Annotated in this window: 26 protein-coding genes and 1 tRNA gene; 15 read left to right on the forward strand and 12 right to left on the reverse strand. The window is 62.7% G+C overall.

Going from position 1 to position 26,975, the window contains the following annotated elements; all coding sequences use genetic code 11:
* Nucleotides 1–83 precede the first annotated feature (83 nt).
* Nucleotides 84–374: a hypothetical protein gene (locus ACGYLX_RS08580; RefSeq protein WP_168613455.1), complete on the forward strand. Its 291-nt coding sequence runs from the start codon at nt 84–86 to the stop codon at nt 372–374.
* 228 nt (nt 375–602) lie between these two features.
* Nucleotides 603–4,058 (forward strand): chromosome segregation protein SMC, encoded by a 3,456-nt coding sequence (smc, locus tag ACGYLX_RS08585; RefSeq protein ID WP_394448629.1) that lies wholly within the window; start codon nt 603–605, stop codon nt 4,056–4,058.
* Nucleotides 4,059–4,194: 136 nt separating this feature from the next.
* Here smc and ACGYLX_RS08590 read toward each other — a convergent pair whose 3' ends face one another.
* A complete protein-coding gene (locus tag ACGYLX_RS08590; protein WP_168612501.1) occupies nt 4,195–4,551 on the reverse strand; it encodes a helix-turn-helix transcriptional regulator in 357 nt (118 codons plus the stop codon).
* Between the two features lie 164 nt (nt 4,552–4,715).
* Between ACGYLX_RS08590 and ACGYLX_RS08595 the strand changes: the two genes are divergently transcribed.
* Complete coding sequence (locus ACGYLX_RS08595) at nt 4,716–5,624, forward strand: LysR family transcriptional regulator (protein ID WP_394429355.1); 909 nt, start codon at nt 4,716–4,718, stop codon at nt 5,622–5,624.
* Nucleotides 5,625–5,699: 75 nt separating this feature from the next.
* On the opposite strand, the gene ACGYLX_RS08600 is transcribed toward ACGYLX_RS08595, so the two are convergent.
* Nucleotides 5,700–7,298, reverse strand: a complete 1,599-nt coding sequence (locus tag ACGYLX_RS08600) for a phosphoenolpyruvate carboxykinase (protein ID WP_168612500.1) — start codon at nt 7,296–7,298, stop codon at nt 5,700–5,702.
* Nucleotides 7,299–7,677: 379 nt separating this feature from the next.
* Between ACGYLX_RS08600 and ACGYLX_RS08605 the strand changes: the two genes are divergently transcribed.
* The 7 genes from ACGYLX_RS08605 to ACGYLX_RS08635 are packed head-to-tail and all read left to right on the forward strand — an operon-like array spanning nt 7,678 to nt 13,056.
* The gene (locus ACGYLX_RS08605; protein ID WP_067260621.1) at nt 7,678–8,379 is read left to right on the forward strand and encodes a response regulator transcription factor; all 702 of its coding nucleotides are present in this window, start codon (nt 7,678–7,680) and stop codon (nt 8,377–8,379) included.
* Nucleotides 8,380–8,421: 42 nt separating this feature from the next.
* Complete coding sequence (locus ACGYLX_RS08610; RefSeq protein WP_168612499.1) at nt 8,422–10,110, forward strand: sensor histidine kinase; 1,689 nt, start codon at nt 8,422–8,424, stop codon at nt 10,108–10,110.
* A 21-nt stretch (nt 10,111–10,131) separates the two neighbouring features.
* The gene (locus tag ACGYLX_RS08615; protein WP_168612498.1) at nt 10,132–10,560 is read left to right on the forward strand and encodes an HPr kinase/phosphatase C-terminal domain-containing protein; all 429 of its coding nucleotides are present in this window, start codon (nt 10,132–10,134) and stop codon (nt 10,558–10,560) included.
* Nucleotides 10,557–11,462, forward strand: coding sequence for an RNase adapter RapZ (gene rapZ, locus ACGYLX_RS08620; protein ID WP_168612497.1), 906 nt, complete (start codon nt 10,557–10,559; stop codon nt 11,460–11,462). The genes ACGYLX_RS08615 and rapZ overlap by 4 nt, the downstream gene beginning before the upstream one ends.
* Nucleotides 11,459–11,851, forward strand: coding sequence for a PTS sugar transporter subunit IIA (locus ACGYLX_RS08625; RefSeq protein ID WP_067260606.1), 393 nt, complete (start codon nt 11,459–11,461; stop codon nt 11,849–11,851). The genes rapZ and ACGYLX_RS08625 overlap by 4 nt, the downstream gene beginning before the upstream one ends.
* A 16-nt stretch (nt 11,852–11,867) precedes the next feature.
* The gene (locus ACGYLX_RS08630; RefSeq protein WP_067260603.1) at nt 11,868–12,137 is read left to right on the forward strand and encodes an HPr family phosphocarrier protein; all 270 of its coding nucleotides are present in this window, start codon (nt 11,868–11,870) and stop codon (nt 12,135–12,137) included.
* Nucleotides 12,138–12,171: 34 nt separating this feature from the next.
* Complete coding sequence (locus ACGYLX_RS08635) at nt 12,172–13,056, forward strand: lysophospholipid acyltransferase family protein (protein WP_168612496.1); 885 nt, start codon at nt 12,172–12,174, stop codon at nt 13,054–13,056.
* A gap of 79 nt (nt 13,057–13,135) precedes the next feature.
* On the opposite strand, the gene ACGYLX_RS08640 is transcribed toward ACGYLX_RS08635, so the two are convergent.
* The gene (locus tag ACGYLX_RS08640; RefSeq protein ID WP_168612495.1) at nt 13,136–14,011 is read right to left on the reverse strand and encodes a 3-hydroxybutyryl-CoA dehydrogenase; all 876 of its coding nucleotides are present in this window, start codon (nt 14,009–14,011) and stop codon (nt 13,136–13,138) included.
* A 155-nt stretch (nt 14,012–14,166) separates the two neighbouring features.
* Between ACGYLX_RS08640 and ACGYLX_RS08645 the strand changes: the two genes are divergently transcribed.
* The gene (locus tag ACGYLX_RS08645; protein WP_168612494.1) at nt 14,167–15,000 is read left to right on the forward strand and encodes a DUF6473 family protein; all 834 of its coding nucleotides are present in this window, start codon (nt 14,167–14,169) and stop codon (nt 14,998–15,000) included.
* Nucleotides 15,001–15,073: 73 nt separating this feature from the next.
* Here ACGYLX_RS08645 and ACGYLX_RS08650 read toward each other — a convergent pair whose 3' ends face one another.
* The 7 genes from ACGYLX_RS08650 to ACGYLX_RS08680 all read right to left on the reverse strand — a co-directional run bounded on the left by ACGYLX_RS08650 (nt 15,074) and on the right by ACGYLX_RS08680 (nt 19,566).
* Entirely contained in the window at nt 15,074–16,000 is a 927-nt protein-coding gene (locus ACGYLX_RS08650; RefSeq protein ID WP_168612493.1) for an FAD-binding protein, read from the reverse strand.
* Nucleotides 16,000–16,758 carry an electron transfer flavoprotein subunit beta/FixA family protein gene (locus ACGYLX_RS08655; RefSeq protein ID WP_067260591.1) on the reverse strand — a complete coding sequence of 253 codons (759 nt, stop codon included), beginning with the start codon at nt 16,756–16,758 and terminating at the stop codon, nt 16,000–16,002. Before ACGYLX_RS08655 ends, ACGYLX_RS08650 begins: the two co-directional genes overlap by 1 nt.
* Nucleotides 16,759–16,919: 161 nt before the next feature.
* The gene (locus tag ACGYLX_RS08660; RefSeq protein ID WP_067260588.1) at nt 16,920–17,495 is read right to left on the reverse strand and encodes a cob(I)yrinic acid a,c-diamide adenosyltransferase; all 576 of its coding nucleotides are present in this window, start codon (nt 17,493–17,495) and stop codon (nt 16,920–16,922) included.
* A complete protein-coding gene (locus ACGYLX_RS08665) occupies nt 17,495–17,701 on the reverse strand; it encodes a twin transmembrane helix small protein (protein WP_168612492.1) in 207 nt (68 codons plus the stop codon). Before ACGYLX_RS08665 ends, ACGYLX_RS08660 begins: the two co-directional genes overlap by 1 nt.
* A 57-nt stretch (nt 17,702–17,758) precedes the next feature.
* Nucleotides 17,759–18,592: an SDR family oxidoreductase gene (locus ACGYLX_RS08670; RefSeq protein WP_168612491.1), complete on the reverse strand. Its 834-nt coding sequence runs from the start codon at nt 18,590–18,592 to the stop codon at nt 17,759–17,761.
* Nucleotides 18,593–18,649: 57 nt separating this feature from the next.
* Nucleotides 18,650–19,342, reverse strand: coding sequence for an SH3 domain-containing protein (locus tag ACGYLX_RS08675; protein ID WP_168612490.1), 693 nt, complete (start codon nt 19,340–19,342; stop codon nt 18,650–18,652).
* Nucleotides 19,339–19,566, reverse strand: coding sequence for a hypothetical protein (locus ACGYLX_RS08680; protein WP_168612489.1), 228 nt, complete (start codon nt 19,564–19,566; stop codon nt 19,339–19,341). The genes ACGYLX_RS08675 and ACGYLX_RS08680 overlap by 4 nt, the downstream gene beginning before the upstream one ends.
* Here ACGYLX_RS08680 and ACGYLX_RS08685 point away from each other — a divergent pair.
* Nucleotides 19,556–21,997, forward strand: coding sequence for a DNA topoisomerase IV subunit A (locus tag ACGYLX_RS08685; protein ID WP_168612488.1), 2,442 nt, complete (start codon nt 19,556–19,558; stop codon nt 21,995–21,997). The genes ACGYLX_RS08680 and ACGYLX_RS08685 overlap by 11 nt on opposite strands.
* Nucleotides 21,998–22,022: 25 nt before the next feature.
* On the opposite strand, the gene ACGYLX_RS08690 is transcribed toward ACGYLX_RS08685, so the two are convergent.
* Nucleotides 22,023–23,381, reverse strand: a complete 1,359-nt coding sequence (locus ACGYLX_RS08690; protein ID WP_168612487.1) for a cytochrome P450 — start codon at nt 23,379–23,381, stop codon at nt 22,023–22,025.
* Nucleotides 23,382–23,508: 127 nt separating this feature from the next.
* Here ACGYLX_RS08690 and ACGYLX_RS08695 point away from each other — a divergent pair, with 127 nt between their 5' ends.
* Nucleotides 23,509–24,087: a hypothetical protein gene (locus tag ACGYLX_RS08695; protein ID WP_168612486.1), complete on the forward strand. Its 579-nt coding sequence runs from the start codon at nt 23,509–23,511 to the stop codon at nt 24,085–24,087.
* Between the two features lie 162 nt (nt 24,088–24,249).
* Nucleotides 24,250–25,425, forward strand: coding sequence for an elongation factor Tu (gene tuf, locus ACGYLX_RS08700; protein WP_067260569.1), 1,176 nt, complete (start codon nt 24,250–24,252; stop codon nt 25,423–25,425).
* Between the two features lie 204 nt (nt 25,426–25,629).
* Here the strand turns inward: tuf and ACGYLX_RS08705 are convergent, their stop codons facing one another.
* A complete protein-coding gene (locus ACGYLX_RS08705) occupies nt 25,630–26,127 on the reverse strand; it encodes a DUF892 family protein (RefSeq protein WP_067260565.1) in 498 nt (165 codons plus the stop codon).
* Between the two features lie 143 nt (nt 26,128–26,270).
* On the opposite strand from ACGYLX_RS08705, the gene ACGYLX_RS08710 reads away from it, so the two are divergent.
* Nucleotides 26,271–26,346 (forward strand) — tRNA-Trp (locus tag ACGYLX_RS08710).
* Nucleotides 26,347–26,975: the final 629 nt, after the last annotated feature.

Below are 26,975 nucleotides of genomic sequence, written 5' to 3' on the forward strand. Positions count from 1 at the left end.
TAGAGTTTTGAAAGCCCCGGCCCCGCCGGGGCTTTTTCTTTTGCGTTAGGCTTTTGTTAACTCTGCAGGGGCAGGGTTGAGCCATGCGGTTGCTCGTTATCATTGTAGTCTTATTCAGCCTCGCGGCCTGTACGGCGCCCAGTCGGGAGTTTCGGGGGCTGCCGGCGCAGCGGATCACCGTGGAGGGGTCGGTGTTCGATGTCCGCGTTCGAGGGGAGCGGGCAGAGGCGGTGCGGGTAAACACCCAATACGCACCGCGCTTTGGCCCCATCCGCGCGCGGGCCGGGCGCGCGATGGCACTGGTTAGCGGCTGTGAGGTGAAGGAGGTTCTGGGCGATCAGGCGCTGGCGCTTGGGGTGCTGGACTGTGATTAGGCCGGGCTTTGTATTGCGGCATCGCATGGGGCGAGGGACGCGGAATGGGCGAAGCGTGCTATCGACCCGATCCAACCGCGTGCCCGATAGGGCAAACTCGCCGATCAAGACAATATCTTGTGGATAACCGCCGACCGCCCCCTCTCCCTTGGGGCTTTTGATTGACTCGGACCCATGCCAAACGGCAAGTTCGCCGCTCAGGCGAGAATCAATCACGGCAGGGCTAACTTGCGCTTTTCCAAACTCAGATTAACCGGCTTCAAAAGCTTTGTGGACCCGACCGACCTCGTCATTTCCGACGGGTTGACCGGGGTCGTGGGGCCGAACGGCTGTGGCAAATCCAACCTGCTCGAAGCGCTGCGGTGGGTGATGGGCGAAAACCGCCCCACGGCCATGCGCGGCGGCGGTATGGAAGATGTGATCTTCGCCGGAGCCTCCTCCCGGCCCGCACGCAACTTCGCCGAAGTGGCGCTGCACCTCGACAACAGCGACCGGTTGGCGCCTGCGGGGTTTAACGAACAAGACGCGCTTGAAATCGTCCGCCGGATCACCCGCGACGTGGGCAGTGCCTATAAGGTGAACGGCAAGGATGTGCGCGCGCGCGATGTGCAAATGCTCTTCGCCGATGCCTCAACCGGGGCGCATAGCCCCGCTTTGGTACGGCAGGGGCAGATTGCCGAGTTGATTAACGCCAAGCCGAAGAGCCGCCGCCGCATTTTGGAAGAGGCCGCTGGCATCTCGGGCCTGTATCAGCGCCGCCATGAGGCCGAGTTGAAACTTAACGGTGCGGAGCAAAACCTCGCGCGCGTAGACGATGTGGTTGAACAACTGGCCGCGCAATTGGCCACGCTGGCCCGGCAAGCCCGGCAGGCGGCGCGGTATCGTGAGATTGGCGAAGCATTGCGCCATGCCGAGGGCTTGTTGCTGTATCGCCGCTGGCGCGAAGCCGATGAGGCGCGTGCGAAGGCCGAGGGGGAATTGCGTGCTCGCGTCGCCTCCACGGCGGAGGCCGAAGCGCAGGTTCGCCGCGTGGCCGAAGGGCGGGAGGAGGCAGAGGCCGCCTTGCCACCCCTGCGCGAGGAAGAGGCAATTGCGACTGCGATCCTGCAACGTCTGACCACGCAGCGCGACACCCTGACCGAGGAAGAGGCACGGGCGGCGTCGCTAATCGAAACCCTGACAGGCCGCATTGCTCAGCTGACCCGCGACATCGAACGCGAAGGCGGGCTGAACCGCGACGCGGAAGAAACGATCGCGCGCCTCGAAGAGGAAGCGGAAGACCTCGCCAAGGCGGACAAGGGTCACGACAGCGCGGTTGAGGCGGCGGAACAGGCCGCGCGGGAGGCAGCCGAAGTCTTGCAAACCCGCGAGGCCGATCTTTCGCAGCAGACCGAAGACGTAGCCCGGTTGGCGGCGCGCCACAGTTCGGCGGAACGCTTGCTTCAGGACAGCCGCAAGACGTTGGAAAAGTCGGAGGCCGAGTCCCGCAAGGCCCGCGATGCGGTGGCGCAAAGCCAAGCGACCCTCGACAAGGCCGGGCTAGATTTCGCGGCGGCTGAGAAGGCCGAAGCCGCAGCCGTCACCGCCTCGGCGGCGGCGGATGCCGCCCTTTTGGCTGCCGAAGAGACCCGCGCCGACACGCAATCGCGCGAGGCTGAGGCCCGCGCGGAGCGCTCTGAGGCGGAGGGCGAGGCCAAGGCCCTGCGCGCCGAGGTTGGCGCGCTGGCGAAATTGGTGGAGCGTGACAGCGCCGAAGGCGGGCAGGTTCTCGACCGGTTGCAGGTGGAACAGGGCTTTGAGAAAGCGCTCGGCGCAGCCTTGGCCGATGACCTGCGCGCGCCTGAGGTAGAGGCCGATCGCCCCTCAGGATGGGCGCATTTGCCGAGCTACCCGGCGCCGCAGCCACTACCCGCCGAAGTGACCCCGCTCACGCAGCATGTCACCGTGCCGCAGGTGCTAGAGCGCCGGATGGCCCAAGTCGGACTCGTTGACGCCGACGCGGGCGCGAAGGTTCAGGCGCAGTTGCAGCCGGGGCAGCGCTTGGTGTCGAAGAAGGGGGACCTCTGGCGGTGGGACGGTTTCCGTGCGATGGCCGAAGATGCGCCCTCGGCCGCCGCGCTGCGCTTGCAGCAGTTGAACCGGTTGGAAGTCCTTAAACAGACGCTGGAACAGGCCAGCACCCGTGCCGATGCCGCGCGGGCGGCGCATGAGACCCTCCAGCAGCAATTGGCCGAACAGGCCGAAGCCGACAAACGGGCCCGCGAGGCGCGGCGCGATGCCGACAGGCAAGTGGCCGAGGCGGGCCGCGCGTTAAGTCGGGCAGAGGCAGATCGCAACCTCGCCCAAAGTCGGTTGGAATCCCTCGGCCTAGCCGTGAAACGCCATGAGGAAGCTGCGATCACCGCGCGGGCCGAGGTGATGGACGCCGAGCGCACGCTGGCGGGCTTGGATGACCTCTCCGCCGCCCGTGCGACGGTCGAGGATGTCCGCATGACGGTCGAGGCGTCGCGGATCACCATGATGTCGCGCCGCTCGGCCCATGACGAATTGCGCCGCGAGGGCGAGGCGCGCAGACGGCGGCTGCAAGAGGTCGCGAAAGAGGTCAGCGGGTGGCGGAACCGCTTGGAAACGGCGGGCAAGCGCAGCGCTGAATTGGTCGAGCGCAAGACCGCATCGGAGGCCGAATTGGCCGAGGCGAGCGCTGTCCCGGCGGAGATCGCGGCGAAGCGGGAAGACCTGTCAGGCGCGATCACTTCTGCCGAGGCCCGCCGCGCCCATGCCACGGAAACGCTGGCCGCCGCGGAAGCCGCCCTGAAAGCCGCGACGGACGCCGAGCGCGACGCGGAGCGGCAGGCATCGGATGCGCGGGAGGCCCGTGCCCGGGCCGAGGCGCGCAGCGATGCCGCCCGTGAAACGGTGACCCATGCGGCAGAACGCATTCAGGACGAACGGCAAAGCACGCCCGAGGCGCTGCGCGATGCGCTTGATGTCGAGACGGATCAGATCCCACCTGTGGAAACGCTTGAAGAGGGCGTGAACCGGTACAAGCGGCAGCGGGATTCCTTGGGCGCGGTGAACCTGCGCGCCGAGGATGATGCGAAAGAGATACGTGAAGAGCACGAAGCGCTGCTGACCGAGAAGGCCGATCTGGAAGAAGCGATCAAGACCCTGCGCAGCGGCATTGCGGGTCTCAACCGCGAGGGGCGGGAGCGGCTGCTGACCGCCTTTGATCAGGTGAACGAGAATTTCTCGATGCTGTTCACCCATCTCTTCGGCGGCGGTGAGGCGAACCTCGTCATGGTCGAAAGCGATGATCCTTTGGAAGCCGGGTTGGAGATCATGTGCCAGCCGCCGGGCAAGAAGCTGAGTACCCTCAGCCTGCTGTCAGGCGGGGAGCAGACATTGACCGCGATGGCGCTGATCTTTGCCGTCTTCCTCGCCAATCCGGCGCCGATCTGTGTGCTGGATGAGGTCGACGCGCCGCTTGATGACGCAAATGTGACCAGGTTCTGCGATCTGCTGGATGAGATGTGCCGTCAGACCGACACGCGCTTTCTGATCATCACGCACCATGCGGTGACGATGGCCCGGATGGACCGGCTCTTTGGCGTCACCATGGCGGAGCAGGGGGTGAGCCAATTGGTCTCTGTCGATTTGAAAAAGGCGGAAACGCTGGTCGCGTGAAGGTGGGAGACGCCGGTGACTTGGTCCGGCCCTTAAAGCGAGTGCGCATCAGTTTGCCGCGGGCTTTCGTAGCCGTTGGTTAGGTGGTGTGAGCCGTCTGGCCCGGGCGGAGTTTCGCGTGAACGACGGGCTGTGATCAGCCTTTGCGCGCGACGGTGACGCCGGCAACATCCTCAATAAACGTTAGAATTCGGGCCTTTACCGCATCATCCTTGATAGAGCCAATGGCGTTTGCGATGTCGAGCGAGGGGTCGTTGCTGGCCTCGGGCTTCTCGTCATCCAGCCCTTCGAAGAAATAGCCGGGGGTGACATCCAGTATCCGGGCCAGCTCGTGCAAGCGGCTGGCGGCGATCCGGTTAGAGCCGATTTCATACTTCTGGATCTGCTGAAAGGACAGTTTGAGTTCGCGTGCCACATCGGTCTGGGATTGCCGTCGCAGGGTGCGTGCCTGCTTGAGCCGGCGACCGACGTGAACGTCTACGGGGTGGGACATAGTTCAATACCTCAGGTTGAGTACAATATATTCACTACCCGCAATGTATTGAGGATCAATTGCCTAGATCTGGCCTCTTTGCGTTAACCAATTCACCCTAGCTGTATGGATTATGTTGCGTTACCGGGTGATTCATGTACCATCCCTTGCCTATGAACCAGCATATGTCCGATATTGAGCGGGTCGCACCCGTGCCCCAAGCCTTGCAGAAGGACCCCGCTCCGGCGCTTCTGTTCGAGATGATGCGCTCTTTCGTGACGCTGGCGCATACTTTGAACCTCAGCCATGCGGTGGCCGAATTGGCCAGCACACGGCAGACGGTCCGGCGACATATCCAGCAGTTGGAAGAGGCGATGGGCGCGCCGCTCTTCACGATTGAGAACCGCCGCTATTCCCTGACCAAAGCAGGCGCCGAGGCCCTGCCCGAGGCCCGCGATATTATCGACCGGGGCAAGCTGTGGCTGGATGGCAAGACCCGCCATGCCGACGGTATGCTGCGCCTTTCCCATGAAGAGCCGAACGGCTGGTGTTTTCACCAACAGCAGCAGCCCCTGTCGCTGATCTGGGATGGCGGCTCTGCCATGCTTCAGGCCGTGTTGCAGGCGTGGAGCTTGAGCCGGGGTGAGTTGGAAAGCGAAGCCTTTCGCGCCATGCGCCCCTATGTGTTGGTGTATCGCGATTCGCCCAATGGATGGATTTGTACCGAAGTGGGGGAGAAATCCTTTTACACGCAATGGTGGGGCTGGACCAACGCGCGCAGCAGCATAGGACGGCCGATCAAGCTGTTTCCGGGCGGGCCTGAGTTCGAGAATATGCTGAACTACCCCTTTCGGGAGGTTGAGGCGACCTGTGGCGTTCGCTTGGACGAGGTGGTCACCGAAATCCCGCGGGAGGAGGGGGGCGCGCCGGTGCCTCTGGCCTATAAACGTTTGCTAATGGCCGGGCGCTATCCGGATAAGAGCTTTGCCCTGATCGCGGCGGTTGATCGGTCGACCTCGGTCAATATCGTCGGCGTCGATGATAGTTTCCTGCGCGAGATGCCTTTGGATGCGAAGGTGACTTTCGCAGGCTAAGGGTCACGGAGCGTGAGATGCGAAAAGGGCCGCCCAATAAGGGCGGCCCTTTCTGTTTCGTCCTTGGCGAAGGGCTTAGCTGATCGCCGCGGCTTTCACGTCGTCGTCGATATGGGGCAGGTACTGCTCGAAGTTGTCCGAGAACATCTTGACCAGTTTTGCCGCCTGACGGTCATAGGCTTCCGGGTCGTCCCAAGTGCGGCGCGGGTCGAGCAGGATGTCGGCGACGCCGTTCACCTCGACAGGGACATCGAAGCCGAAGTTCGGGTCTTTGCGGAACTCCGCATCCGCCAGACGCCCTTCGAGCGCGGCACTAAGCAGCGCGCGGGTCGCTTTGATCGGCATCCGCGAGCCGGTGCCGTATGCGCCGCCGGTCCAGCCGGTGTTCACGAGCCAGCAGGTGGCGCCGTGCTGGGCGATCTTTTCGCGCAGCAGGTTGCCGTAAACCTCGGGCCGACGCGGCATGAAGGGGGCGCCGAAGCAGGTGGAGAAGGTGGGCTCGGGCTCAGTCACGCCACGCTCGGTGCCAGCGACCTTGGAGGTGAAGCCCGACAGGAAGTGATACATCGCCTGCGCCGGGCTCAGCCGCGCGATCGGGGGCAGCACGCCGAAGGCATCGCAGGTCAGCATGATGATGTTTTTCGGGTGGCCGCCGACGGCCTTCTCGCTGGCGTTCGAGATGTAGTGCAGCGGGTAGGCGGCGCGCATGTTGGCCGTGAGCGAGTCGTCGTCGAAGTCGAGCTCGAAGGTGTCGGGATCGAAGACCATATTCTCGATCACGGTGCCGAACTTGGAGGTCGTCGCGTAGATCTCCGGCTCGGCCTCGGGATTAAGGTTGATGGTTTTGGCATAGCAGCCGCCTTCGAAGTTGAAGGTGCCGTTGTCGGACCAGCCGTGCTCGTCATCGCCGATCAGCGTGCGTTCAGGGTCGGCTGAGAGGGTGGTCTTGCCCGTACCCGACAGGCCAAAGAAGACGGCGGTGTCGACCGGGTTGCCATTGGCGTGGTTGGCCGAGCAGTGCATCGGCATGATGCCTTTTTCGGGCAGCAGGTAGTTCAGCAGGGTAAAGACCGACTTCTTGTTTTCGCCCGCGTATTCGGTGCCGCCGATGAGGATCATCTTACGGTCGAAGTTCATCGCGATCACGGTCTCGCTGCGGCAGTCATGCTTGGCCGGATCGGCTTGGAAGCTGGGGCAGTTGATCACGGTGAAATCGGCGGTGAAGTCATTGATGGCCTCCGCGTCGGGGCGGCGCAGCATGGTGCGGATGAAAAGACCATGCCAAGCCAGCTCGGTCACCATGCGCACGTTGATCGCATGTTTCGGATCGGCGCCGCCAACGAGGTCTTGGACGAAATAGTCCTTGCCCTCCATATGGGCGAGCATGTCTTGATAGAGCGCGTCGAACCCTTCGGGCGACATCTCGGCGTTGTTCTCCCACCAGATGCTGTCGGCCACGCTGTCGGTCTTGACCACGTGTTTGTCCTTGGGCGAGCGGCCCGTGAACTTGCCGGTGGTCACGAGGAAGGCCCCGCCTTTGCCAAGGCTGCCTTCGCCCCGTTTCAATGCCGCCTCGACCAGCGCAGGCTCGGTCAGGTTGTAATAGACATCGCCAAGCCCGCTGATCTTTTGATCCTCAAGGCTGAACTGCGGGTTTACCCGTCCAAATGTCATATGATGTCTCCTGTGGTAGCGCGTGAGCAGCGCAGAACGTGTCCGAGCGGGCGCAATTGCCCTGGGCATCGGGGGCCTTGGAAGCCTCTTAACACGGGCGTTTTCAGGTTGAACAGGCAGCTTTGTCACAGTTAGCGCCATCATCTAAAACTTTGTTTCTGAGCGCTTAGATCCCGCCCCAAAGCGGTGGATGCTGCCGCGTCTTCACCTTGGGCGGGGCCAGTCAAAGTGCGGCAATTTAGCCATTCCTAACCAAATTATGACGGAATTGGTGCATCTCAGAGGCGCGATTCGCACTTAAGGATTGATTCGATCTGTAATATTGGAGATCACTGACTCCAAAAATAAGAACGAATTGAGCAGCATAAGGAAGCAGGCAATGTCAAAGATCGCATTGGTAGACGATGACAGGAACATCCTGACATCCGTTTCGATGACTCTTGAAGCTGAAGGTTTCGAAGTGGAAACCTATAACGATGGCCAAGCGGCGCTGGACGCCTTCAACAAGAAACTGCCCGATATGGCGGTGCTGGACATCAAGATGCCCCGTATGGACGGCATGGATCTGCTCCAACGTCTGCGCCAGAAAACCGCGATGCCGGTGATCTTCCTGACTTCCAAGGACGATGAGATCGACGAGGTGCTGGGCCTGCGCATGGGGGCCGACGATTACGTCAAAAAACCCTTTAGCCAGCGCCTGTTGGTCGAGCGTATCCGCGCCCTTCTGCGCCGCCAAGACGCGGTCGAGACCAATGAGGTCGGCGATACCGAAGAGACCAAGGTGATGGAACGCGGCGATCTGCGGATGGACCCGCTGCGCCACGCGGTAAGCTGGAAGGGTAAGGATGTGTCGCTGACCGTGACCGAATTCCTGCTGCTGCAAGCCCTCGCGCAGCGCCCCGGTTTCGTGAAATCGCGCGACCAACTGATGGATGTAGCCTATGATGATCAGGTCTATGTGGATGACCGCACCATCGACAGCCATATCAAGCGCCTGCGCAAGAAGATGCGCAGCGCGGATGATGAATTCTCGGCGATCGAGACGCTTTACGGCATCGGCTATAGATATAACGAAGAGTAAACCCGTCGGTTAACGCGGGTCGAAAGGAAGCTTGTGCGGGACATGGCTGCTGGCAGGGACGGTGATGTTGTATTGGGCGACGATTGGGTCACCCCCGACAGTGCCGCGCCGGATGAAATTCGGGTCAAGCGTGAACGGCGGGGGCTGTTCTCGCTCCGCTCCTCGCCGCTGACGCGCAAGATCATTACCTTCAACCTGATCGCGCTGAGCGTTTTGGTTGCGGGGATCCTCTACCTTAATTCCTCGCGAGACAGTCTGGCGCTGCAACGCGCCGCGGCACTGGTGTCTGAGACTGAGCTGATCGCCGATGTGATCGAGGCCCAACTCCCCGCAGGCGCGCCGGTGAACCTGACCACTGGCGATGGTGTCGATGTGGCTGCCACGCTCGACGGGCTGGACCTGCGCGGCGGCATCGAAGTCTTTGTCTATGATCCGGCGGAAACCTTGGTCGCCCGCACCGCAGGCAGCCTCACCGTGGCTGAGGCCCTCGCCGCGTCCGAGGCGGGTGAGCGGACCTTGCTGAACGACGGGTTGAACTGGCTTTGGGACCGGGTTTCGGCCCCCTTCAGCACCGATGAGGTCACCGCCACCCCGCCGCTCGAAGAGCAATTGCGCGGCATGGTCGGCACCAGCGTGACCAGCGGAACCCGGCGGGAAGGCACGCTCGCCATCGAAGGCGGCACGCTTTTCAGCGTGGTGACTCCCATCATGCAGGGCGAGGCCCCGGTCGGCGTGGTCGCCGTGGCCAGTGCGGCGGGAGAGATCGACCGCCTTGTGCGCAGCGAACGCGAGCGCGTCTTGCAGATCTTCGTCATCGCGACCCTCGTCTCCATCGGCCTCAGCCTCGTTCTGGCCTCGACCATCGCCAATCCGCTGGCCGACCTCTCTGCCGCCGCCGAATTGGGCCGTGACAAGGACGCGCGCAAGATGAACCCCGGCCGCATCCGCATTCCCGATCTGACCGCGCGGCCCGATGAGATTGGCCGCCTGTCAGGCGCGCTGCGCGGCATGGTCTCGGCACTGTACAACCGGATCGACGGCAACGAACAATTCGCCGCCGATGTGGCCCATGAGATCAAGAACCCGCTCGCCTCTCTCCGCTCTGCCGTGGGCACGCTGCGGATGGTCAAGCGCGACGACCAGCGCGAGAAACTGCTGGATGTGATCGAACATGACGTGCGCCGCCTCGACCGTTTGGTGAGCGACATTTCCAATGCCTCGCGGCTCGATTCTGAACTGGTCAAGGAAGAGGAAGAACCCTTCGACCTGCTGCAAATGCTGGGCAATCTGGGCCAGTACCTCGGCGAAGATGCGAAATCCAAAGGCATTGATTTCATCACCGATCTGCCCGCTGCGCCGATCACCGTGCATGGGCTGGAAGCCCGTTTGGCGCAGGTCTTTGTGAACCTGATCACCAACGCGATCTCCTTTTGTGAAGACGGCGACGCGATCCGGGTCTGGGCCCGCAAACGTGCCAATCGCGTGTTGATCGTGGTCGAGGACACCGGCCCCGGCATCCCCGAACAGGCGCTCGGCAAAATCTTTAAACGCTTCTATTCGCAGCGCCCCGAAGAGCATTTCGGCAACAACTCCGGCCTCGGCCTCGCAATCTCCAAGCAGATCGTCGAAGCCCATGGCGGCGTGATTTGGGCCGAGAACATCCGCCCGACCGAGGCCGACATTACCTCCGAACCGCTCGGCGCGCGTTTTGTCGTGGGGCTGCCCACCTAAATCCCGGGCGCGGGGCCTGATATGACCGTCGAGCGCGAAAACCTCCACGCCAGCTGCGTGGCGATCAATGGGCGCGGGGTGCTGATCCTTGGCCCGTCCGGTGCGGGCAAATCGGCGCTCGCCCTGCAACTGATCGCCTTCGGTGCCAAGCTGGTGGCCGATGATCGCACCGATATCATGCGCGAGGGGGATCAGGTGATCGCCAGCGTCCCCGAGCCGATCCGTGGCCTGATCGAGGCACGCTATGTGGGCATTCTGCGGGCGGAAGATCACGGCCCTGTGCCGCTGGCCCTCGTCGTCGATCTGGCCCGTACCGAAGACCAGCGCCTTCCCGAAGGGCACAGCCATATGCTACGGGGTGTCACGTTGCCCTGTTTTCACAAATGCGATAGCGCTCATTTTGCGGCAGCAATTCATCTGTATATGTCAGGTGTGGAAGAACCGAATTGATCAGTCAGACCTCATCAACAGACCCCGCCCCCCGGCGGTTGGTCCTTGTCACCGGCCCTTCGGGCGCCGGGCGGTCCTCCGCGCTCAACGTGCTGGAGGATGCGGGGTTTGAGGCGATCGACAACCTGCCGCTGCGGCTGCTGCCCGCGCTGCTTGACCGCCCCGGCGATGCGCAATCGGTGGCCTTGGGGATCGACGCCCGCAACCGGGACTTTTCCACCGAAGGCGTGCTGGAGCTGATGGGCCGCCTGACGGCTGAACCGGGGTGGCGCGCGGAACTGCTCTATCTCGACTGCGCCCCCGATGTGCTGCTGCAACGCTTTTCCGAAACCCGCCGCCGCCACCCGCTGGCCCCGGCTGACCGCCCAGTCGACGGGATCGCGCGCGAGCAGGAACTGCTTCACCCGATCCGCGCCCGTGCCGACGTGCTGATCGATACGACAACGCTGAACGTTCACGAGTTGCGCGCCGAGGTCGAACAATGGTTCGCCCCCGGCGGGCAGCGCCAACTCACGGTCTCGGTACAAAGCTTTTCCTACAAGCGGGGCCTCCCGCGTGGCGTTGATGTGGTGCACGACTGCCGCTTTCTGAACAATCCCTATTGGGTTCCTGAATTGCGCAGTGGCGACGGGCGCGACCCTTCCGTCGCGGCCCATGTGGCGGGGGACAAACGCTACGCCGATTTCGCCGACAAGGTGCTCGACCTCAGCCTCCTGCTGCTGCCCGCCTACCGCGAAGAGGGCAAATCCCATATCTCCATCGCCTTTGGCTGCACGGGCGGGCAACACCGCTCTGTCGCCATGGCCGAAGATCACGCTTTGCGCCTTGCAGAGCAGGGCTGGCAGGTGTCAATTAGGCATCGAGAGCTGGACCGTCAGCATCGTGAAGGAAGCAAGCCGTGATCGGGATCGTCATCGTCGCACATGGGGGGCTGGCGCAAGAATATCTTGCCGCCATCGAACATGTCGTGGGATCCCAATTCGGCGTGCGCGCCATCGCCATCGAAGCCGACCATGACCGCGCCGACAAAGAACGCGAGATTTGCGGCGCCGCCGATGCGGTGGACCAAGGCGCCGGTGTGGTGGTTGTCACCGATCTTTTCGGCGGCTCCCCCTCGAACCTCAGCCTCTTGGCCTGCCGCCCGGAAAACCGCCGGATCATCTACGGCGCGAACCTGCCCATGCTGATCAAACTCGCCAAATCGCGGCATATGGATGTGCCCGATGCCGTGCGTGCCGCGCTCGAAGCTGGTAAGAAGTATATCGACAGCCAGAATGTCAGCGCAGGTTAGAAGGCCCCAAGACGTCATGCCCGAATTTTCATTAAAGATCGTTAACGAAAAAGGCCTGCACGCGCGCGCCTCCGCCAAATTGGTCGAGGTGGTCGAGGCGTTTGATGCCCGCGCCGAAGTCAGCAAGGATGGCATGTCGGCATCGGGCGACAGTATCATGGGGCTCTTGATGCTCGGCGCGTCGCGCGGCACCACCATCGATGTCCAAACCTCCGGCCCCGATGCCGAGGCCTTGGCCGAAGCTTTGACCGCCCTCGTGGCGGATAAGTTCGGCGAAGGGTTTTAGGCCCGCCAAGCGGGAAAAAGGATCCGCCGACCCCATGGATGACGTGCAAAACATCGCGGCCGAGCCGGCCCAGACAGGCGACGGCACGGTGACCTTCACCAAATACGACCGCCGCAGCCTGTCCTATGCCTCGACCTTCGATGACCCATGGAAGGCGCGGGTGATCTCCGCGATGGAGCTTTTCACCGGCAAGCTCAAAATCCTGCGGCTAATCCGCAAGTTTGAACAACGCGGCACCCCCTCAGGCCAGGCCTTCTGGCGCGCGGCGCTCGACACGATGGGCATCGATCTGACCACCCCGCAAGAGCAGTTGGACCGCATCCCGAAAGAAGGGCCGGTCGTGGTCGTGGCAAATCACCCCCACGGCATGGTCGACGGTATGATTTTCGCCGATCTTATCGGCCGCGTGCGCCCCGATTACCGTATCCTCACCCGGTCGCTGCTCACCTCCATCGACGAGGTGGCAGGCAGCTACATGATCCCGGTGCCCTTCCCACATGACCCGGATGCGCAGCGCAAAGGCGTGGAAATGCGCGCCAAGGCCATGGCCCACCTCAAAGAGGGGGGCGTCGTGGCGCTCTTCCCCTCCGGCGTCGTCGCGGCCTCGGAAAGCTGGTGGGGCCCGGCGGTCGAAGCGGAATGGAACGTCTTCACCGCCAAGATGATCCGCCGCTCTGGTGCGCAGGTGGTGCCGATGCGCTTCCCGGGCCAGAACAGCCGCGCCTATCAGATCGCCAACAGGCTCAGCCCGATGCTGCGCCAAGGGCTTTTGCTGCATGAAATCGCCCACGCCTGCGACAAACCCCAAGGGCCCATCGTCGGCCACCCGCTCGCCCGCGAAGAGATCGACCGCTGGGCCGACGACCCGCGCGGCTTCATGGCTTGGCTGCGCGCCCATACTCTGGCGCTCACCAACTAAACTTCATCCTTTTAAAAATACCCTCGGGGGAATCGCGCCTCGGGCGCGATGGGGGCAGGGCCCCCAACACCCTCGCAACTCAGCGCGTCGGAACGGGCTTTTCGCCGCGGTAGTCATAGAACCCGCGCTGCGTCTTGCGGCCCAACCACCCGGCTTCGACATATTTGGTCAGCAGCGGGCAGGGGCGATATTTCGTATCCGCCAACCCGTCATGCAGAACGTTCATAATGGCAAGGCAGGTGTCCAAACCAATAAAGTCCGCAAGCTCCAGCGGCCCCATCGGATGGTTCGCCCCCAGCTTCATCGAACTGTCGATCGACTCGACGTTGCCGACCCCTTCGTAGAGCGTATAGACCGCCTCGTTGATCATCGGCATCAGGATGCGGTTCACGATGAAGGCGGGGAAATCCTCGGCCGAGGCGGCGGTCTTGCCCAGACGGTCGACCACGGCTTTGCAAGCGTCATAGGTCTCGCTGTCCGTGGCGATGCCGCGGATCAATTCGACCAACTGCATCACCGGCACAGGGTTCATGAAGTGAAAGCCCATGAATTTCTCGGGCCGGTCGGTGCGGCTGGCAAGGCGGGTGATCGAGATCGAGGAGGTGTTCGAGGTCAGGATCGTCGTCGGCTTCAGATGCGGGATCAGGTCTTCAAAGATCGCCTGTTTCACCGTTTCGCGCTCGGTCGCGGCTTCGATCACCAGATCGCTTTGGCCCAGATCGCTTAGCGTCTGCGTCGTGGTGATCCGCGCCATGGCGGCGTCCCGGTCGGCGGCGGTGATCTTCTCGCGGCTGACTTGGCGGTCCATATTGCCGGTCACGGTTTTCATCGCTTTGGCCAGCGCATCGGCGCTGACATCGTTCAGCAGCACGTCGTAGCCTGCCAGCGCCATGACATGGGCGATCCCATTGCCCATTTGCCCCGCTCCCACGATACCGATTGTCTGGATGTCCATGGCCTGTCCTTTGCTTGAGTTCGGCGCACAATAGGGCGCGTGGCGGGGGTGCCGCAAGGGCAGCTGTTTACGAAATCTCACGACAAATTCGCCCGTTAACAGAATCGCAGCCCCTGCTGTGCAATCTGGCTTTGGGTGAACAAAAAGGTGGTTCGATGACCTATGATGCAGTGGGGCCAGCGCCTCTGGACTATTTGCCATGTCGCTATGGCACGTCAAAGCTGATGTTTCGCGGCCCGCGCCGCAGGTTGGAGGCGCCCTATATCGCCTTTCTTGGCGGGACGGAGACCTATGGCAAATTCATTGAAGAGCCGTTTCCCGCACGGGTCGAGGCCGAGATCGGCAAGACCTGCGTGAACTTCGGCTTTCCCAACGCGGGGATCGACGCTTTTGCCCATGACCCTTTCGTTGCACAGGCCGCCTCGCAGGCAGATGTGACGGTGGTTCAGGTCATGGGGGCGCAGAACATGACCAACCGTTTCTATTCCGTGCACCGGCGTCGGAACGACCGTTTCGTCGGGGCCTCCGCGCTGTTGCAGACGATCTACCGCGAGGTCGATTTCTCGCAGTTCCACTTCAACCGGCACATGCTGACCCATCTCATGCAGGTCTCGCCCGAGCGGTTCGAGGCGGTGCGGGCCGAACTGCAGCAGGCGTGGATGGCACGCATGCGTTTGATGTTGGGGCAGATACAGGGGCGCACGCTGCTGCTTTGGCTGGCCGACCGCCCGCCGGTCGCAACAGCAGCGCAGCCGGTGGGGGAGTTGGGCCATGATCCGCTTTTCGTGACACGCGAAATGTTGGACGCGGTGGCCCAACACGCCACGGCCAAGATCGAGGTCGTCTCTCCCAAAGACCCCTCAGGGGCGCCGACCGCTGGCATGGTGGTCAGTGAATTCGAGGCGCAGGCCGCGTCGGAAATGCTGGGCCCGATGGCCCATGCCTCTGCCGCCGCCGCTTTGACCGATGCGCTGCAAAGCATGTCCTGACGCTCCCGGTAGGGACATGCACGAAAAAGGCCCGCCGAGAACGGCGGGCCTTTGGTGTCTCATATGAGAAGCCTTACAGCTTTTCGATCAGTTCCGGCACCGCGTCGAAGAGGTCTGCCACAAGGCCATAGTCGGCAACTTGGAAGATCGGCGATTCTTCGTCTTTGTTGATCGCGACGATGATCTTGGAGTCTTTCATCCCGGCAAGGTGCTGGATCGCACCCGAGATGCCAACCGCGACATAGAGGTCGGGGGCGACCACTTTGCCGGTCTGGCCCACCTGCCAGTCGTTCGGGGCATAGCCCGAATCGACCGCCGCGCGGGAGGCGCCAACGGCGGCGCCCAGTTTGTCGGCGAGCTTCTCGATCAGGGCGAAGTCCTCTTCGGAGCCGACACCGCGACCACCGGAAACCACCACGCCCGCGCTTGTCAGCTCGGGGCGGTCCGATTCGGCGACCTTGTCTTCGACCCATGTGGACAGGCCGGGGTTCTCGGCTGCCGAAATGGTCTCGAGCGAGGCGGAGCCGCCTTCGCCTGCCGCATCGAAGGTCGATGTGCGGAAGGTGATGACTTTCTTGGCGTCGTTGGACTTCACGGTCTGCACCGCGTTGCCCGCGTAGATCGGGCGCTCGAAGGTGTCGGCATCGACAACGCCGGAAGCGTCCGAGATCACCATGACGTCGAGCAGGGCCGCGACGCGGGGCATGATGTTCTTGGCGTCCGTGGTGGCGGGCGCGACGATGTGGTCGTAGTCACCGGCAAGGCTGACGATCAGCGCCGCGGTGGCTTCGGCCAGACGGTGGCCCAGCATCTCGTCCTCGGCAACCAGCACCTTGGAGACGCCATCGATCTTGGCCGCCGCTTCGCCTGCCGCCGCAGCAGAGCTGCCAGCCGCCAGAATGGTCACGTCGCCCAGTTGCTTGGCCGCGGTCACCGCCTTGGCGGTTGCGTCCATCGACAGTTCGCCGTCGGAAATCTCTGCAATCAGAAGAACAGCCATTACACAGCCCCCGCTTCTTTGAGTTTCGCCACAAGCTCGTCGACCGAGCCGACCTTGATGCCAGCGGCACGTTCCGCGGGCTCTTCGGTCTTAACGACTTCCAAACGGTTGGAGACGTCGACGCCGTAGTCCTCGGCGGTCTTCTCATCCAGCGGCTTTTTCTTGGCCTTCATGATGTTGGGCAGCGAGGCGTAGCGCGGCTCGTTCAGGCGCAGGTCCACGGTGACCACGGTCGGCATGGTAACTTCGATGGTCTGCAGGCCGCCATCGACTTCGCGGGTGACTTTCGCCTTGTCGCCTTCGATGGCGATGTCGGAAGCAAAGGTGGCTTGCGACCAGCCCATCAGCGCCGAGAGCATTTGCCCGGTGGCGTTCATGTCGTTGTCGATCGCCTGCTTGCCGCAGAGCACGAGGCTCGGCTGCTCTTCGTCGACCACGGCTTTGAGGATCTTGGCCACGGCCAGCGGTTCAATGTCCTTGTGCACATCGTCCGAGGCCACCACGAGGATCGCGCGGTCGGCACCCATGGCGAGGGCGGTGCGCAGCGTTTCCTGCGCTTGCTTCACACCGATGGAGACGGCGACGACCTCTTCAGCCTGACCGGCTTCTTTCAGACGAATCGCCTGTTCGACGGCGATTTCGTCGAAGGGGTTCATCGACATTTTCACATTGGCAAGATCAACACCCGATCCGTCCGCTTTGACACGAACTTTCACGTTATAGTCGATCACGCGTTTGACAGGCACCAGTACCTTCATGAGCGGTCTCTCTCCTCAGTTTGCGACGCGGGCTGGTGGCCCGGTCTCCCTAATTCTCCAGACGGGTGTAACGAAGCGGATCGGATCAAAACAGGCCAAAATCGGCAGGTTGGCAGTTTTGAACGCGGCGTTTTCCCGGTTTTTCGTCTGTTAGCGCTATTTTACGCCCGGTTCGCCCCCGGCACCCAAAGCACGTCTTCCTTGCCCGCGTTATTGGCCATCCGTGCGGCGACGAAGAACCAATCGCTGAGCCGGTTCAGATAGGTCACGCAGGCGGGGTTCACCGCCGTTTGCTCAGCCAGCAGCACCGCCAGCCGCTCGGCGCGGCGCGCCACGGTGCGGCAGACATGCAGATGCGCCGCCAGCGCGCGCCCGCCGGGCAGGATGAAGCTGCGCAGCGGCTCCAACTCGGAATTCATCACGTCGATCTCACGTTCCAGCCGGTCGACCTGTTCTTGGGTGACCCGCAGGGGCGGGTATTCCGCATCCTTATCGGCTTCCATATCGGGGCGGCAAAGGTCGGCGCCCAGATCGAAAAGATCGTTTTGAATGCGCGCCAGCGCTTCATCCGTAGCGCCCTTAGCCTCAAGCCGCGCCACCCCGACAAAGCAGTTCAGTTCATCCGAAGTGCCATAGGCCTCGACCCGCGCGTCATGTTTGGCGACACGGTCGCCATTGCCAAGGGCGGTGGTGCCCTTGTCCCCGGTGCGGGTGTAAATCTTGTTCAGTACAACCATCAGATCGTGCCCCCTCGGAAATAAACATATGCAAGGATCAGCAGCACGGCGATGAACTGCGCGATGATCCGCCAGCGCATCAGCTTGTTGGCGTTGCGTTTGTTAAATTTGCCCCCGGTGGCAAAGCCGCCCAGCCCCACCAGGAGCACAACGGCGACCGCCACGACAGAGATCAGGACGATCACGAAAAACGGATCATTTGGCATGGGCTGTCCTTTCGTTGGCCTGAGATGTAGCGGCACCGTGCAGCCGCGCAACCAAAATCAGCGGCTGGTGACCCAGTCCAGCGCCCGCGTCGGCAGGATACGCCGTAAAATACCGCCGATATGCGTTGGGGTTGTGACGAAATAGCGCGGGCGGGGGCGGGGGGATTCGACGGCGTGCACCAGCTTCTCGACCACCGCCTCGGGCGGGAGTTCGAAGCGGTCCTTTTTGCCGCTGTCGTCATAAAGCCGGGGGCGCATGGTGCTTTCATACTCCGCCGCGCGGGGGCTGTTTTGCCAGTTGATCCAGCGCTCGAAACGCGGGATGGCCTTGGTTCGCAGTTTCGAGGTGACGGGGCCGGGTTCGATCAGGATCACCGCGACCCCGGTGCCGCGCATCTCAAGCCGTAGGGTATCGGTTAGCCCCTCAAGGGCGAATTTCGTGGAGTTGTACGCCCCGCGCCACGGCATCGCCACCATGCCAAGCACCGAGGAACATTGCACGATCCGCCCATGCCCCTGCTTGCGCATCACCGGGATCACCGCGCGGGTCAGGCTGTGCCAGCCAAAGAAATTTGCCTCGAATATCTCGCGCAGGGCATCGGTGGGCAGGTCTTCGACCAACCCGGGCGTGGCGTGGGCACCGTTGTTGAACAGCGCGTCGAGCGTGCCGCCGGTTTGGTCCAGTACATGGGCAAGCGCCGCTTGGATGCTGGCCTCATCGGTGTAATCGAGGCGGGGCGCGTCGAAGCCTTCGGCTTGCAACCGGTCGCAATCCGCTTGTTGGCGGCAGGCAGCGAAAACGCGCCAGCCACGGGCGCGCATGCCGTGCGCGGCGGCATAGCCGATGCCGCTGGAACAGCCGGTGATGAGGATGGAGCGGGTCGCAGACATGCAAAGGGCCCTTCGTGTGAAAGGCCCTTCATCGCGCGATGCTATGGGATTGGCAAGTTAGCCGTTGCTGAGCAGGAAGTCAGCCATCCAGCCGGATTCGCTGCCGTCGACGCTGCGGAAACGCACCCAGCCTGCGCCATTGTCTTCGATCACTTCGACAGCGTCGCCTTTGCCGAGCTTGCCGACCACGCCGAAGTTGGTGCCCGGACCGCCGCGGACATTGACGCGGGTGCCGTTGACTTCGCGGATGTCGGCCTGGGTCGTGCTGACAAAGCTCGCGCCGTTGTCAGCGCCTTCGATCAGGCTCGGGATGACAGCGGGCGCATTGGCGCTTGTCGTCGTGTAAGCGGCCTTTTCCACTTTGGGGGCAGGGGTGCTGACGGCCTTGGCCTTCACCACTTTCGCCCCGGCACGGTCCGCAGGGGTGGCCGCGGCCTTTTGCACCATCCCGTCATTGGCCTGCGGCAGGTCGCTCAGCGTCGTGAGGTTCAGCGCCACGCGGGTTGCCGTGGCATCACGCGCAGGGGTCCGTTCGGCGAAGGGGATGATCGGGCTTTCCGCCTTGCGGGCCGCGTTCGCGGCAGTGGCAGTGACAAGGTTGGAAGAGGGGGTGGCGCTGGCGATCAGGGCCGCCTCAGCCGCTTCGGCGCTGGCCGTTTGCGGGCCTGCGGGCACGAAATCGGCACCGCCGCTCATCTCGTAGAATGCCCAGCCCATGAAACCAAATGTCAAAAAGATGAACCGTTTCATTTTTGCTGTTCCTCGTCCCGTGTCAAACCACGTTGCTGTTGAGAGACCAACGCGAAACCTCGCGAATGGTTCATTTCCGATTGGCAAGAATTCGCATAGCCGGAAAGTATTGCTTTTTTCTCACTTGAAACCGTGCAGGCGGCCATTTTGCCGAGTCGTTTGCGGGTAATCTGTCGCTTGCCCGCTCTGGCGTGCTTGGCTAAAAGACCCGTCATGTCAGACACAAGCACACCCCCAGAACTCGACCCGAATGACCTGTCCGAGCCGCTGCGCCGCGCCTTGGGGGATCGTTACCTGACCTATGCGCTGAGCACGATCATGCACCGGGCGCTGCCCGATGCGCGCGACGGGCTGAAGCCGGTGCACCGCCGCATCCTCTACGCCATGCGCGAGCTGCGGCTGTCGTCCACCGGGGGCTTCCGCAAATCGGCAAAGATCTCGGGCGACGTGATGGGTAACTACCACCCGCACGGCGATGCCGCGATTTACGACGCGATGGCGCGTCTGGCGCAGGATTTCAACGTGCGCTACCCGCTGGTCGACGGGCAGGGCAACTTCGGCAACATCGACGGCGATAACCCGGCGGCCTCGCGCTACACCGAGGCGCGGATGACCGCCGTGGCCGAGGCGATGCTGGAAGGGCTGAACGAGAATGCCGTCGACTTCCGCGAGAACTACGATGGCACGCTGACCGAGCCTGCGGTGCTGCCCGCGCAGTTCCCGAACCTTTTGGCCAATGGCTCATCGGGCATCGCCGTAGGCATGGCCACGAACATCCCGCCGCATAACATCGCCGAGCTTTGCGACGCCTGTATCCACTTGATCAAGACGCCGGACGCGCGCGACGACACGCTCTTGAACTACGTTCCCGGCCCCGATTTCCCCACCGGCGGCATCATCGTCGAGCCGCCCGAAAACATCGCCAATGCCTATCGCACAGGTCGCGGCTCCTTCCGGCTGCGCTGTCGTTGGGAGGTCGAGGATCTGGGCCGTGGCGCGTGGCAGATCGTCGTCACCGAGATTCCCTATCAGGTCCAGAAGTCCAAGCTGATCGAGAAGATCGCCGAGCTGATCCAGACCAAGAAGATCCCGATTCTCGCCGACATCCGCGACGAATCCGCCGAAGACATCCGCATGATCATTGAGCCGCGGTCCAAAAACGTCGAACCGAATGTGCTCATGGGGATGCTGTTCCGCAACTCCGATCTGGAGGTGCGATTCTCGCTCAACATGAACGTGCTGATCGACGGGCAGACGCCCAAGGTCTGTTCGCTCAAGGAAGTGCTGCGCGCTTTCCTCGACCACCGGCGCGAGGTGCTGCAGCGCCGTTCGCGGCACCGGATGGACAAGATCGACCACCGGCTTGAGGTGTTGCAGGGCCTGATCACGGCGTTTCTGAACCTCGACCGGGTGATCGAGATCATCCGCTACGACGAAGACCCCAAGGCCGCGTTGATGTACGAGGACTGGAGCCGTGCGCATCAGGACACGCTCAGCCGCGCCATGGACGAGGCGGCTTATGTCTCGCCGCTCGCGGGGGTCGATGTCTCGAAACTGGCGGTCATCGCCGATGCCGAGGCGCAGGCCACCGGCGTTCTGGCCGAGAGCGGCGACACCCGCGCGGTGCCGCACAGCTACGCGGGCCGGGAGAACGGGCTCTCGGATGTGCAGGCCGAGGCGATTCTCAACATGCGGCTGCGGTCCTTGCGGCGTCTGGAAGAAGACGCGCTGGTGGCCGAGCGTGACGCGCTGATGACCGAGCGTGCGGGGCTCGAAGACCTGCTGGAAAGCGAGGACTTGCAATGGTCCACCATCGCCGACCAGCTGCGCGCGACGAAAAAGCAGTTCGGCAAGGATTGGGTGATCGACGGCGTGAAGCGCGGCCAGCGTCTGACCGAGTTCGACACCGCCGGAGAGGTCGAAGACGTGCCGATCGAGGCGATGATCGACCGCGAGCCGATCACCGTGGTCTGCAGCCAGATGGGCTGGATCCGCGCCATGACCGGCCATATCGACCTGAACCGCGAGTTGAAGTTCAAGGACGGCGACGGCCCGCGCTTCATCTTCCATGCCGAGACGACGGATCGGCTGCTGGTCTTCGGCTCGAACGGGCGGTTCTACACTGTCTCCGCCGCCAACCTGCCCGGCGGGCGCGGCATGGGCGAGCCGCTGCGCCTCATGGTCGATCTGCCCAACGAGGTGCAGATCGTCTCGCTCTTCATCCACCAGCCGGGACGCAAGCTTTTGGTGGCCTCCACCGCGGGCGACGGTTTTGTCGTGCCTGAGGATGACGTTGTGGCCCAGACCCGCAGCGGCAAACAGGTGCTGAACGTGCGCGGCGAGGGGGTCACGGCGTTGGTCTGTCACCCCGTCACCGGCGATAGCGTCGCCACGGTGGGCGAGAACCGCAAGGTGCTGGTCTTCGGCCTTGATGAGCTGCCCGAGATGGGCCGGGGCAAGGGTGTGCGGCTGCAGAAGTTCAAGGACGGCGGCCTGTCGGATGCCATTACCTTCACGCGCGAGGCGGGTCTCACTTGGCAGGACCCGGCGGGCCGCACGCGGACCGAGGCCGATCTGGCGGAATGGACCGGCAAGCGCGCAAGCTCGGGCCGCATGGCCCCCCGCGGCTTCCCGCGCGACAACAAGTTCACGTGAAACACCCGCGCCCCTCGGGGCGCGGTCAGTCCAGCGGCTCGGCGGTCATCCAGACGCCGCCCTCGGGGCGCAGGGTCAGGATCATCACCGGCTCCGGGTCGCGGCCCGGCACCGGGGTGAATTTGAACCGCCCCAGCAGGGTGGCGAGGATGATCACCGCCTCCTGCAGCGCAAAGCTCGCCCCGATGCAGATGCGCGGCCCGTCCCCGAAGGGCAGATAGGCGTAGCGGTCGATCGCCTTGCGGTCGGCGAAACGCTCAGGCCGGAAGGCATCCGGGTCCTCCCAGAGCAATTCGTTGCGGCCAAGCGCGTAGATCGGAATCATCACCGTGTCACCGGGCCAGATTTCCCGGTCGCAGAGCGTGTCGTGCTTCTGCGCCGTGCGCGAAATGATCCCGGCGGCAGGGTAGAGGCGCAGCGCCTCGTCGATGATCATCCGCACCAAGGGTAGTTTATCCACGTCCTCGCCGGTGCAGGCACGGCCCTGAAGCACGGCGTGCACTTCGGCGCGGGCACGTTCTTGCATCTCGGGGTCAAAGCCCATCAGATACATCGACCAGGCCAGCGTCAGCGCCGTGGTTTCATGGCCCGCGACAATGAAGGTCAGCAGGTTGTCGCGCAGCTCGCCGGTGTTCATCTGGCGTTTGGTCTTGGGGTCTTCGCCCTCCAGCAGCAGGTCCAGCAGGTCGGGCGTGCCGTCATGGCCGCGCGCAACCCGTGCCTCGATCGCCTGATCTGCCATGGCCTTCATTTGCTTCAGCGCTTGGCCGGACATCATCCGCCCTGGGCGCGGCAGCCAGTCGGGCAGGCCGAGGATGTCGTAAAGGCTGATCTTGCCGGCCTCGGCGATATAGTCGTCGATGGCGCCATGCACCTTGTCGCGGTCGAAGGTGCCGTCGCCGGAGAAAGTCACGTCGCCGATCACGTCGAAGGTCGTCGTTACCATCTCGTCGAGCATGTTGACCGCGCGCGGCCCGGCGGCGGCGATGCGCTCGGCCGAGCGGGCGGCGGCGGCGCTCATCACCGGGGCGAGGTTGCGCACGTTGCGCTGCGAAAAGACGGGGGCGGCGGCGCGGCGCTGCCAGCGCCAATGCGCGCCCTCGGCGATAAAAAGCGACTCGCCGATGGCCGGGCGCAGCAGGTTCTTGGTGACGTCGGATTTCGGGTAATCCTCCAACCGGTCGAGGAGAATCTGCCGGATCGCGCCGGGGTCCATCACCATATGCCAGCGCTTGCCGGTCTTGCCCGAGACCATGGGCTGCTTCGTGGCAATCTTGGGAATGATGCTCAGCACGTTGCGCCGCGCCATCTGCAGGCTGCCGAGCATGCCGACAGGCTCGGTAACGAGCGGCACGCGAACGGGCAGGGGGCGGGCTTGGGTCATCTCGCTGTCCTCACTCTCAGTCCAAGATAGACCGGCCCGGGGACTGCGCAACTGCGGCAAATGATTGCGCCCCTTGGGCCCATCGGCTACCCCTTTTCGAAACCTTAACACCCCTGAGGGATCGCCCATGCTGAGAGTTCTTGCCCTGTTGACCTTCGTCGCGACGCTGGCCGCCTGCAACGGGGCATCCGACCTCGACAAGGCGCCGACCCCGCTGGGGGATTTCAATCTGCACCACAATATCGTGGTGGCGCCCAAGGCGCAGAAGGGGCCGCTCAGCCGCGAGGTGAGCAAGGAAGAACTGGCCGAGGCCGTGCGCGCCGCCACTGCCGAACGCTTTGATCGCTACGAGGGCGAGCGGCTTTACCACTTCGGCATCAGCGTCGAGGGCTACGTTCTGGCCCAGCCGGGCATCCCGCTAGTCTTTGCCCCCAAATCGATCCTGATCCTCAACCTGACGGTCTGGGACGACGCCAAGAACAAAAAGCTGAACCCCGAGCCGCATCAGATCACCGTCTTCGAATCCCTCGATCAGGGGCCGGTGGTGGGCTCGGGCTATACCAAATCCGCCGAGGAGCAGTTGAAGAACCTCAGCCAGAACGCCGCAAAGGCGATCGAGACCTATCTGGTCAAGCAAAACCGCGAAGAGGGGTGGTTCAACGGCGGCACAGCCCTGTCCCCCGCAGGGGAGCCGAAGGATAAATAGCCCATAGCCGAGGCGCGCCCGACCGATGCGGCAGGCCCACGGTGGGCTTTAAGTGGCGCCAAGACGCAAGTCCCGCTTGATTTTACCGCTCGAACCCAATACATCGCCCGCCAGATAGGGTTCGGGTCCCCGTTGGGGCCCCTCAATTAAAAGGGCGCCACCATGGCAAAGGCAAAGTTTGAACGCACCAAACCGCACGTCAACATCGGCACGATCGGCCACGTTGACCACGGTAAAACCACGCTGACCGCGGCGATCACCAAGTACTTCGGTGACTTCCAAGCGTATGACCAGATCGACGGCGCGCCCGAAGAGAAGGCCCGCGGCATCACCATCTCGACCGCGCACGTCGAGTATGAGACCGAGAACCGTCACTACGCCCACGTCGACTGCCCCGGCCACGCTGACTATGTGAAAAACATGATCACCGGTGCGGCGCAGATGGACGGCGCGATCCTGGTTGTGAACGCGGCCGACGGCCCGATGCCCCAGACCCGCGAGCACATCCTGCTTGGCCGTCAGGTTGGCATCCCCGCCATGGTCGTCTTCATGAACAAAGTTGACCAGGTTGACGACGAAGAGCTGCTCGAGCTCGTCGAGATGGAAATCCGCGAACTGCTGTCCTCCTACGACTACCCCGGCGACGACATTCCCGTTGTTGCAGGTTCCGCTCTGGCGGCGATGGAAGGCAACAAGCCCGAGATCGGCGAAGAGTCCATCAAGAAGCTGATGGCCGAGGTTGACGCCTACATCCCGACACCTGAGCGTGCCGTGGACCAGCCCTTCCTGATGCCGGTCGAAGACGTCTTCTCGATCTCCGGTCGTGGTACCGTTGTGACTGGCCGTGTCGAGCGTGGTGTGATCAACGTTGGCGACGAAATCGAAATCGTCGGCATCCGCGACACCAAGAAAACCACCTGCACCGGCGTGGAAATGTTCCGCAAGCTGCTGGACCGTGGTGAAGCTGGCGACAACATCGGCGCCCTGCTGCGCGGCGTTGAGCGTGACGGCGTTGAGCGTGGTCAGGTTCTCTGCAAGCCCGGCTCCGTGACACCGCACACCAAGTTCGAAGCCGAAGCCTACATCCTCACCAAAGAGGAAGGTGGCCGTCACACGCCGTTCTTCGCGAACTACCGTCCGCAGTTCTACTTCCGTACAACTGACGTGACCGGCACCGTTCAGCTGGCAGAAGGCACCGAGATGGTCATGCCTGGCGACAACGTGTCCTTCGGCGTTGAGCTGATCGCACCGATCGCCATGGAAAACGGCCTGCGCTTCGCGATCCGCGAAGGTGGCCGGACTGTTGGCGCGGGCGTCGTTTCCAAAATCACTGAGTGATTTCGGAACGGACCCGGTGGCCGGCAGTTGCTCCGCAGGAGCGATGAGAGCCCACCCCCCGGCCTGACCGGGGACCACGGTCCAGATATTCGAAAGGCCGCAGCGTTTGCTGCGGCCTTTTGCTTCGGCAGGGTATGCGACCCCCTGAAACAGAAAAACCGGCCCCCGTAAGAGCCGGCTTTCATCATTCTAATTCAACCGCAATCAAGCGGCGTCAGCGTTCACCCCACCTTTGGTCGCGATCTCTGTCATGCGGCGGTCACCATCATAGGTGTGATCAAGCTGCTCTTGCAGTTGTGCACCATCTTCGTTTTCGCCCAGACGATTGGCGAAGGCGACAACGCAACCGTAGCCCGCCAGAGCATAGTGCACCATCCGCTGATACTGCGTGATGATCATGGCATCGCGGGCATCGCTGTCGCCAAAATCCTCCTCCAGCACATGTTTATGCGCCTCTTTCACGAGGCCTTCCATCCCGTGGCAGTGCTCGCCTTCCGGGTCGAGGTCATGTTTGGCGCAGATGGACTTCAGCACATCCATGCCCTTGGCGATTCCATTGCTGCCGTCGATCAGCGCTTCGCTCAACTCTTTGTCCTCGGCTGCGCGGCCCAGAGCGTTGGTCGCTTCGAGCGATTGCTTGCAGGCAGAATAGAGGTCTTGCAGTTGGTCGGTGTAGACGTCTTTGAGATTGTTCATAGTCATCGGTCGTCCTCCAATTTCGGGCTTGGTTCGACGGGAAAACGTAAGCTGAGCGCTCAATGTTCCCCAAAGAAGAGAATATCGGCGGAAAGGTCAGATCTGCTCTTGATCCGCCGCCCGTTTGCGACTACCCAAGCCACCGGCATAGGGGTTTAGCTCAGTTGGTAGAGCATCGGTCTCCAAAACCGAGGGTCGTGGGTTCGAGTCCCTCAGCCCCTGCCACATTTCCCTAAATTAACGACGAAGCCGCGCGGGCGTATTCTTCTTTTTTGCGGAGTCCTGCATCCGCGAGAGGCAGGGCCGTGCCTTTAAGGCTATGGCGGTCTGCGGCAATCTATTCTTTGTAGGCTTACTCACCCAAGGCCCGTCACCGCGCAAGTGTTCAGCGAGTCGCGCTGCCTCGGGGCGATTCACTCAGCATCCCCTCTATGGCGCTCCACTCGGAGATGATTCACGCGGTCATGGAGGGTTCTACCAGTGTCATGCTGCCATCGCGGCGAAGCGCAGGGCCAGTTCCTATGGAAATTAGCACGCCATTTCAGCCTCTTGCCGAAAAGTTCCCCGAAATCTCATCTTTTCTCAACTTTCTGCTTGCGGCTTTGCCCCACTAACCTTAGAACCCCCTCTACCGGCGGCGCTGAGACGCACCGCTGGGGCGCCAGACGGGGCGGACGGCAGCGGAAGCGCGGTGGTTCGGATCACGAGGCGGATAAGAATTCGAGGTATTAGAGGCGGGGCGCGCCAAGAAGTTAGGGCGCATCTCAGTTTCTTTTGTCTCAACGCTGTTTGAAAATTTGATATCTGAAGAGATATGTGGGCGGTTTGGTTCATTCGATGGATCAACGTCTGTA

It is taken from the genome of Sulfitobacter sp. 1A13496 (assembly GCF_043557225.1).
Classification (GTDB): Bacteria; Pseudomonadota; Alphaproteobacteria; order Rhodobacterales; family Rhodobacteraceae; genus Sulfitobacter; species Sulfitobacter faviae.

What these genes read in the sequence shown, in the direction of transcription:
- ACGYLX_RS08580 (WP_168613455.1), top strand. Translation starts at nt 84, where the DNA reads ATGCGGTTGCTCGTTATCATTGTAGTCTTATTCAGCCTCGCGGCCTGT.
- ACGYLX_RS08590 (WP_168612501.1), bottom strand. Translation starts at nt 4,551, where the DNA reads ATGTCCCACCCCGTAGACGTTCACGTCGGTCGCCGGCTCAAGCAGGCA.
- ACGYLX_RS08595 (WP_394429355.1), top strand. Translation starts at nt 4,716, where the DNA reads ATGTCCGATATTGAGCGGGTCGCACCCGTGCCCCAAGCCTTGCAGAAG.
- ACGYLX_RS08600 (WP_168612500.1), bottom strand. Translation starts at nt 7,298, where the DNA reads ATGACATTTGGACGGGTAAACCCGCAGTTCAGCCTTGAGGATCAAAAG.
- ACGYLX_RS08605 (WP_067260621.1), top strand. Translation starts at nt 7,678, where the DNA reads ATGTCAAAGATCGCATTGGTAGACGATGACAGGAACATCCTGACATCC.
- ACGYLX_RS08610 (WP_168612499.1), top strand. Translation starts at nt 8,422, where the DNA reads ATGGCTGCTGGCAGGGACGGTGATGTTGTATTGGGCGACGATTGGGTC.
- ACGYLX_RS08615 (WP_168612498.1), top strand. Translation starts at nt 10,132, where the DNA reads ATGACCGTCGAGCGCGAAAACCTCCACGCCAGCTGCGTGGCGATCAAT.
- ACGYLX_RS08630 (WP_067260603.1), top strand. Translation starts at nt 11,868, where the DNA reads ATGCCCGAATTTTCATTAAAGATCGTTAACGAAAAAGGCCTGCACGCG.
- ACGYLX_RS08635 (WP_168612496.1), top strand. Translation starts at nt 12,172, where the DNA reads ATGGATGACGTGCAAAACATCGCGGCCGAGCCGGCCCAGACAGGCGAC.
- ACGYLX_RS08640 (WP_168612495.1), bottom strand. Translation starts at nt 14,011, where the DNA reads ATGGACATCCAGACAATCGGTATCGTGGGAGCGGGGCAAATGGGCAAT.
- ACGYLX_RS08645 (WP_168612494.1), top strand. Translation starts at nt 14,167, where the DNA reads ATGACCTATGATGCAGTGGGGCCAGCGCCTCTGGACTATTTGCCATGT.
- ACGYLX_RS08650 (WP_168612493.1), bottom strand. Translation starts at nt 16,000, where the DNA reads ATGGCTGTTCTTCTGATTGCAGAGATTTCCGACGGCGAACTGTCGATG.
- ACGYLX_RS08655 (WP_067260591.1), bottom strand. Translation starts at nt 16,758, where the DNA reads ATGAAGGTACTGGTGCCTGTCAAACGCGTGATCGACTATAACGTGAAA.
- ACGYLX_RS08660 (WP_067260588.1), bottom strand. Translation starts at nt 17,495, where the DNA reads ATGGTTGTACTGAACAAGATTTACACCCGCACCGGGGACAAGGGCACC.
- ACGYLX_RS08665 (WP_168612492.1), bottom strand. Translation starts at nt 17,701, where the DNA reads ATGCCAAATGATCCGTTTTTCGTGATCGTCCTGATCTCTGTCGTGGCG.
- ACGYLX_RS08670 (WP_168612491.1), bottom strand. Translation starts at nt 18,592, where the DNA reads ATGTCTGCGACCCGCTCCATCCTCATCACCGGCTGTTCCAGCGGCATC.
- ACGYLX_RS08675 (WP_168612490.1), bottom strand. Translation starts at nt 19,342, where the DNA reads ATGAAACGGTTCATCTTTTTGACATTTGGTTTCATGGGCTGGGCATTC.
- ACGYLX_RS08685 (WP_168612488.1), top strand. Translation starts at nt 19,556, where the DNA reads ATGTCAGACACAAGCACACCCCCAGAACTCGACCCGAATGACCTGTCC.
- ACGYLX_RS08690 (WP_168612487.1), bottom strand. Translation starts at nt 23,381, where the DNA reads ATGACCCAAGCCCGCCCCCTGCCCGTTCGCGTGCCGCTCGTTACCGAG.
- ACGYLX_RS08695 (WP_168612486.1), top strand. Translation starts at nt 23,509, where the DNA reads ATGCTGAGAGTTCTTGCCCTGTTGACCTTCGTCGCGACGCTGGCCGCC.
- tuf (WP_067260569.1), top strand. Translation starts at nt 24,250, where the DNA reads ATGGCAAAGGCAAAGTTTGAACGCACCAAACCGCACGTCAACATCGGC.
- ACGYLX_RS08705 (WP_067260565.1), bottom strand. Translation starts at nt 26,127, where the DNA reads ATGACTATGAACAATCTCAAAGACGTCTACACCGACCAACTGCAAGAC.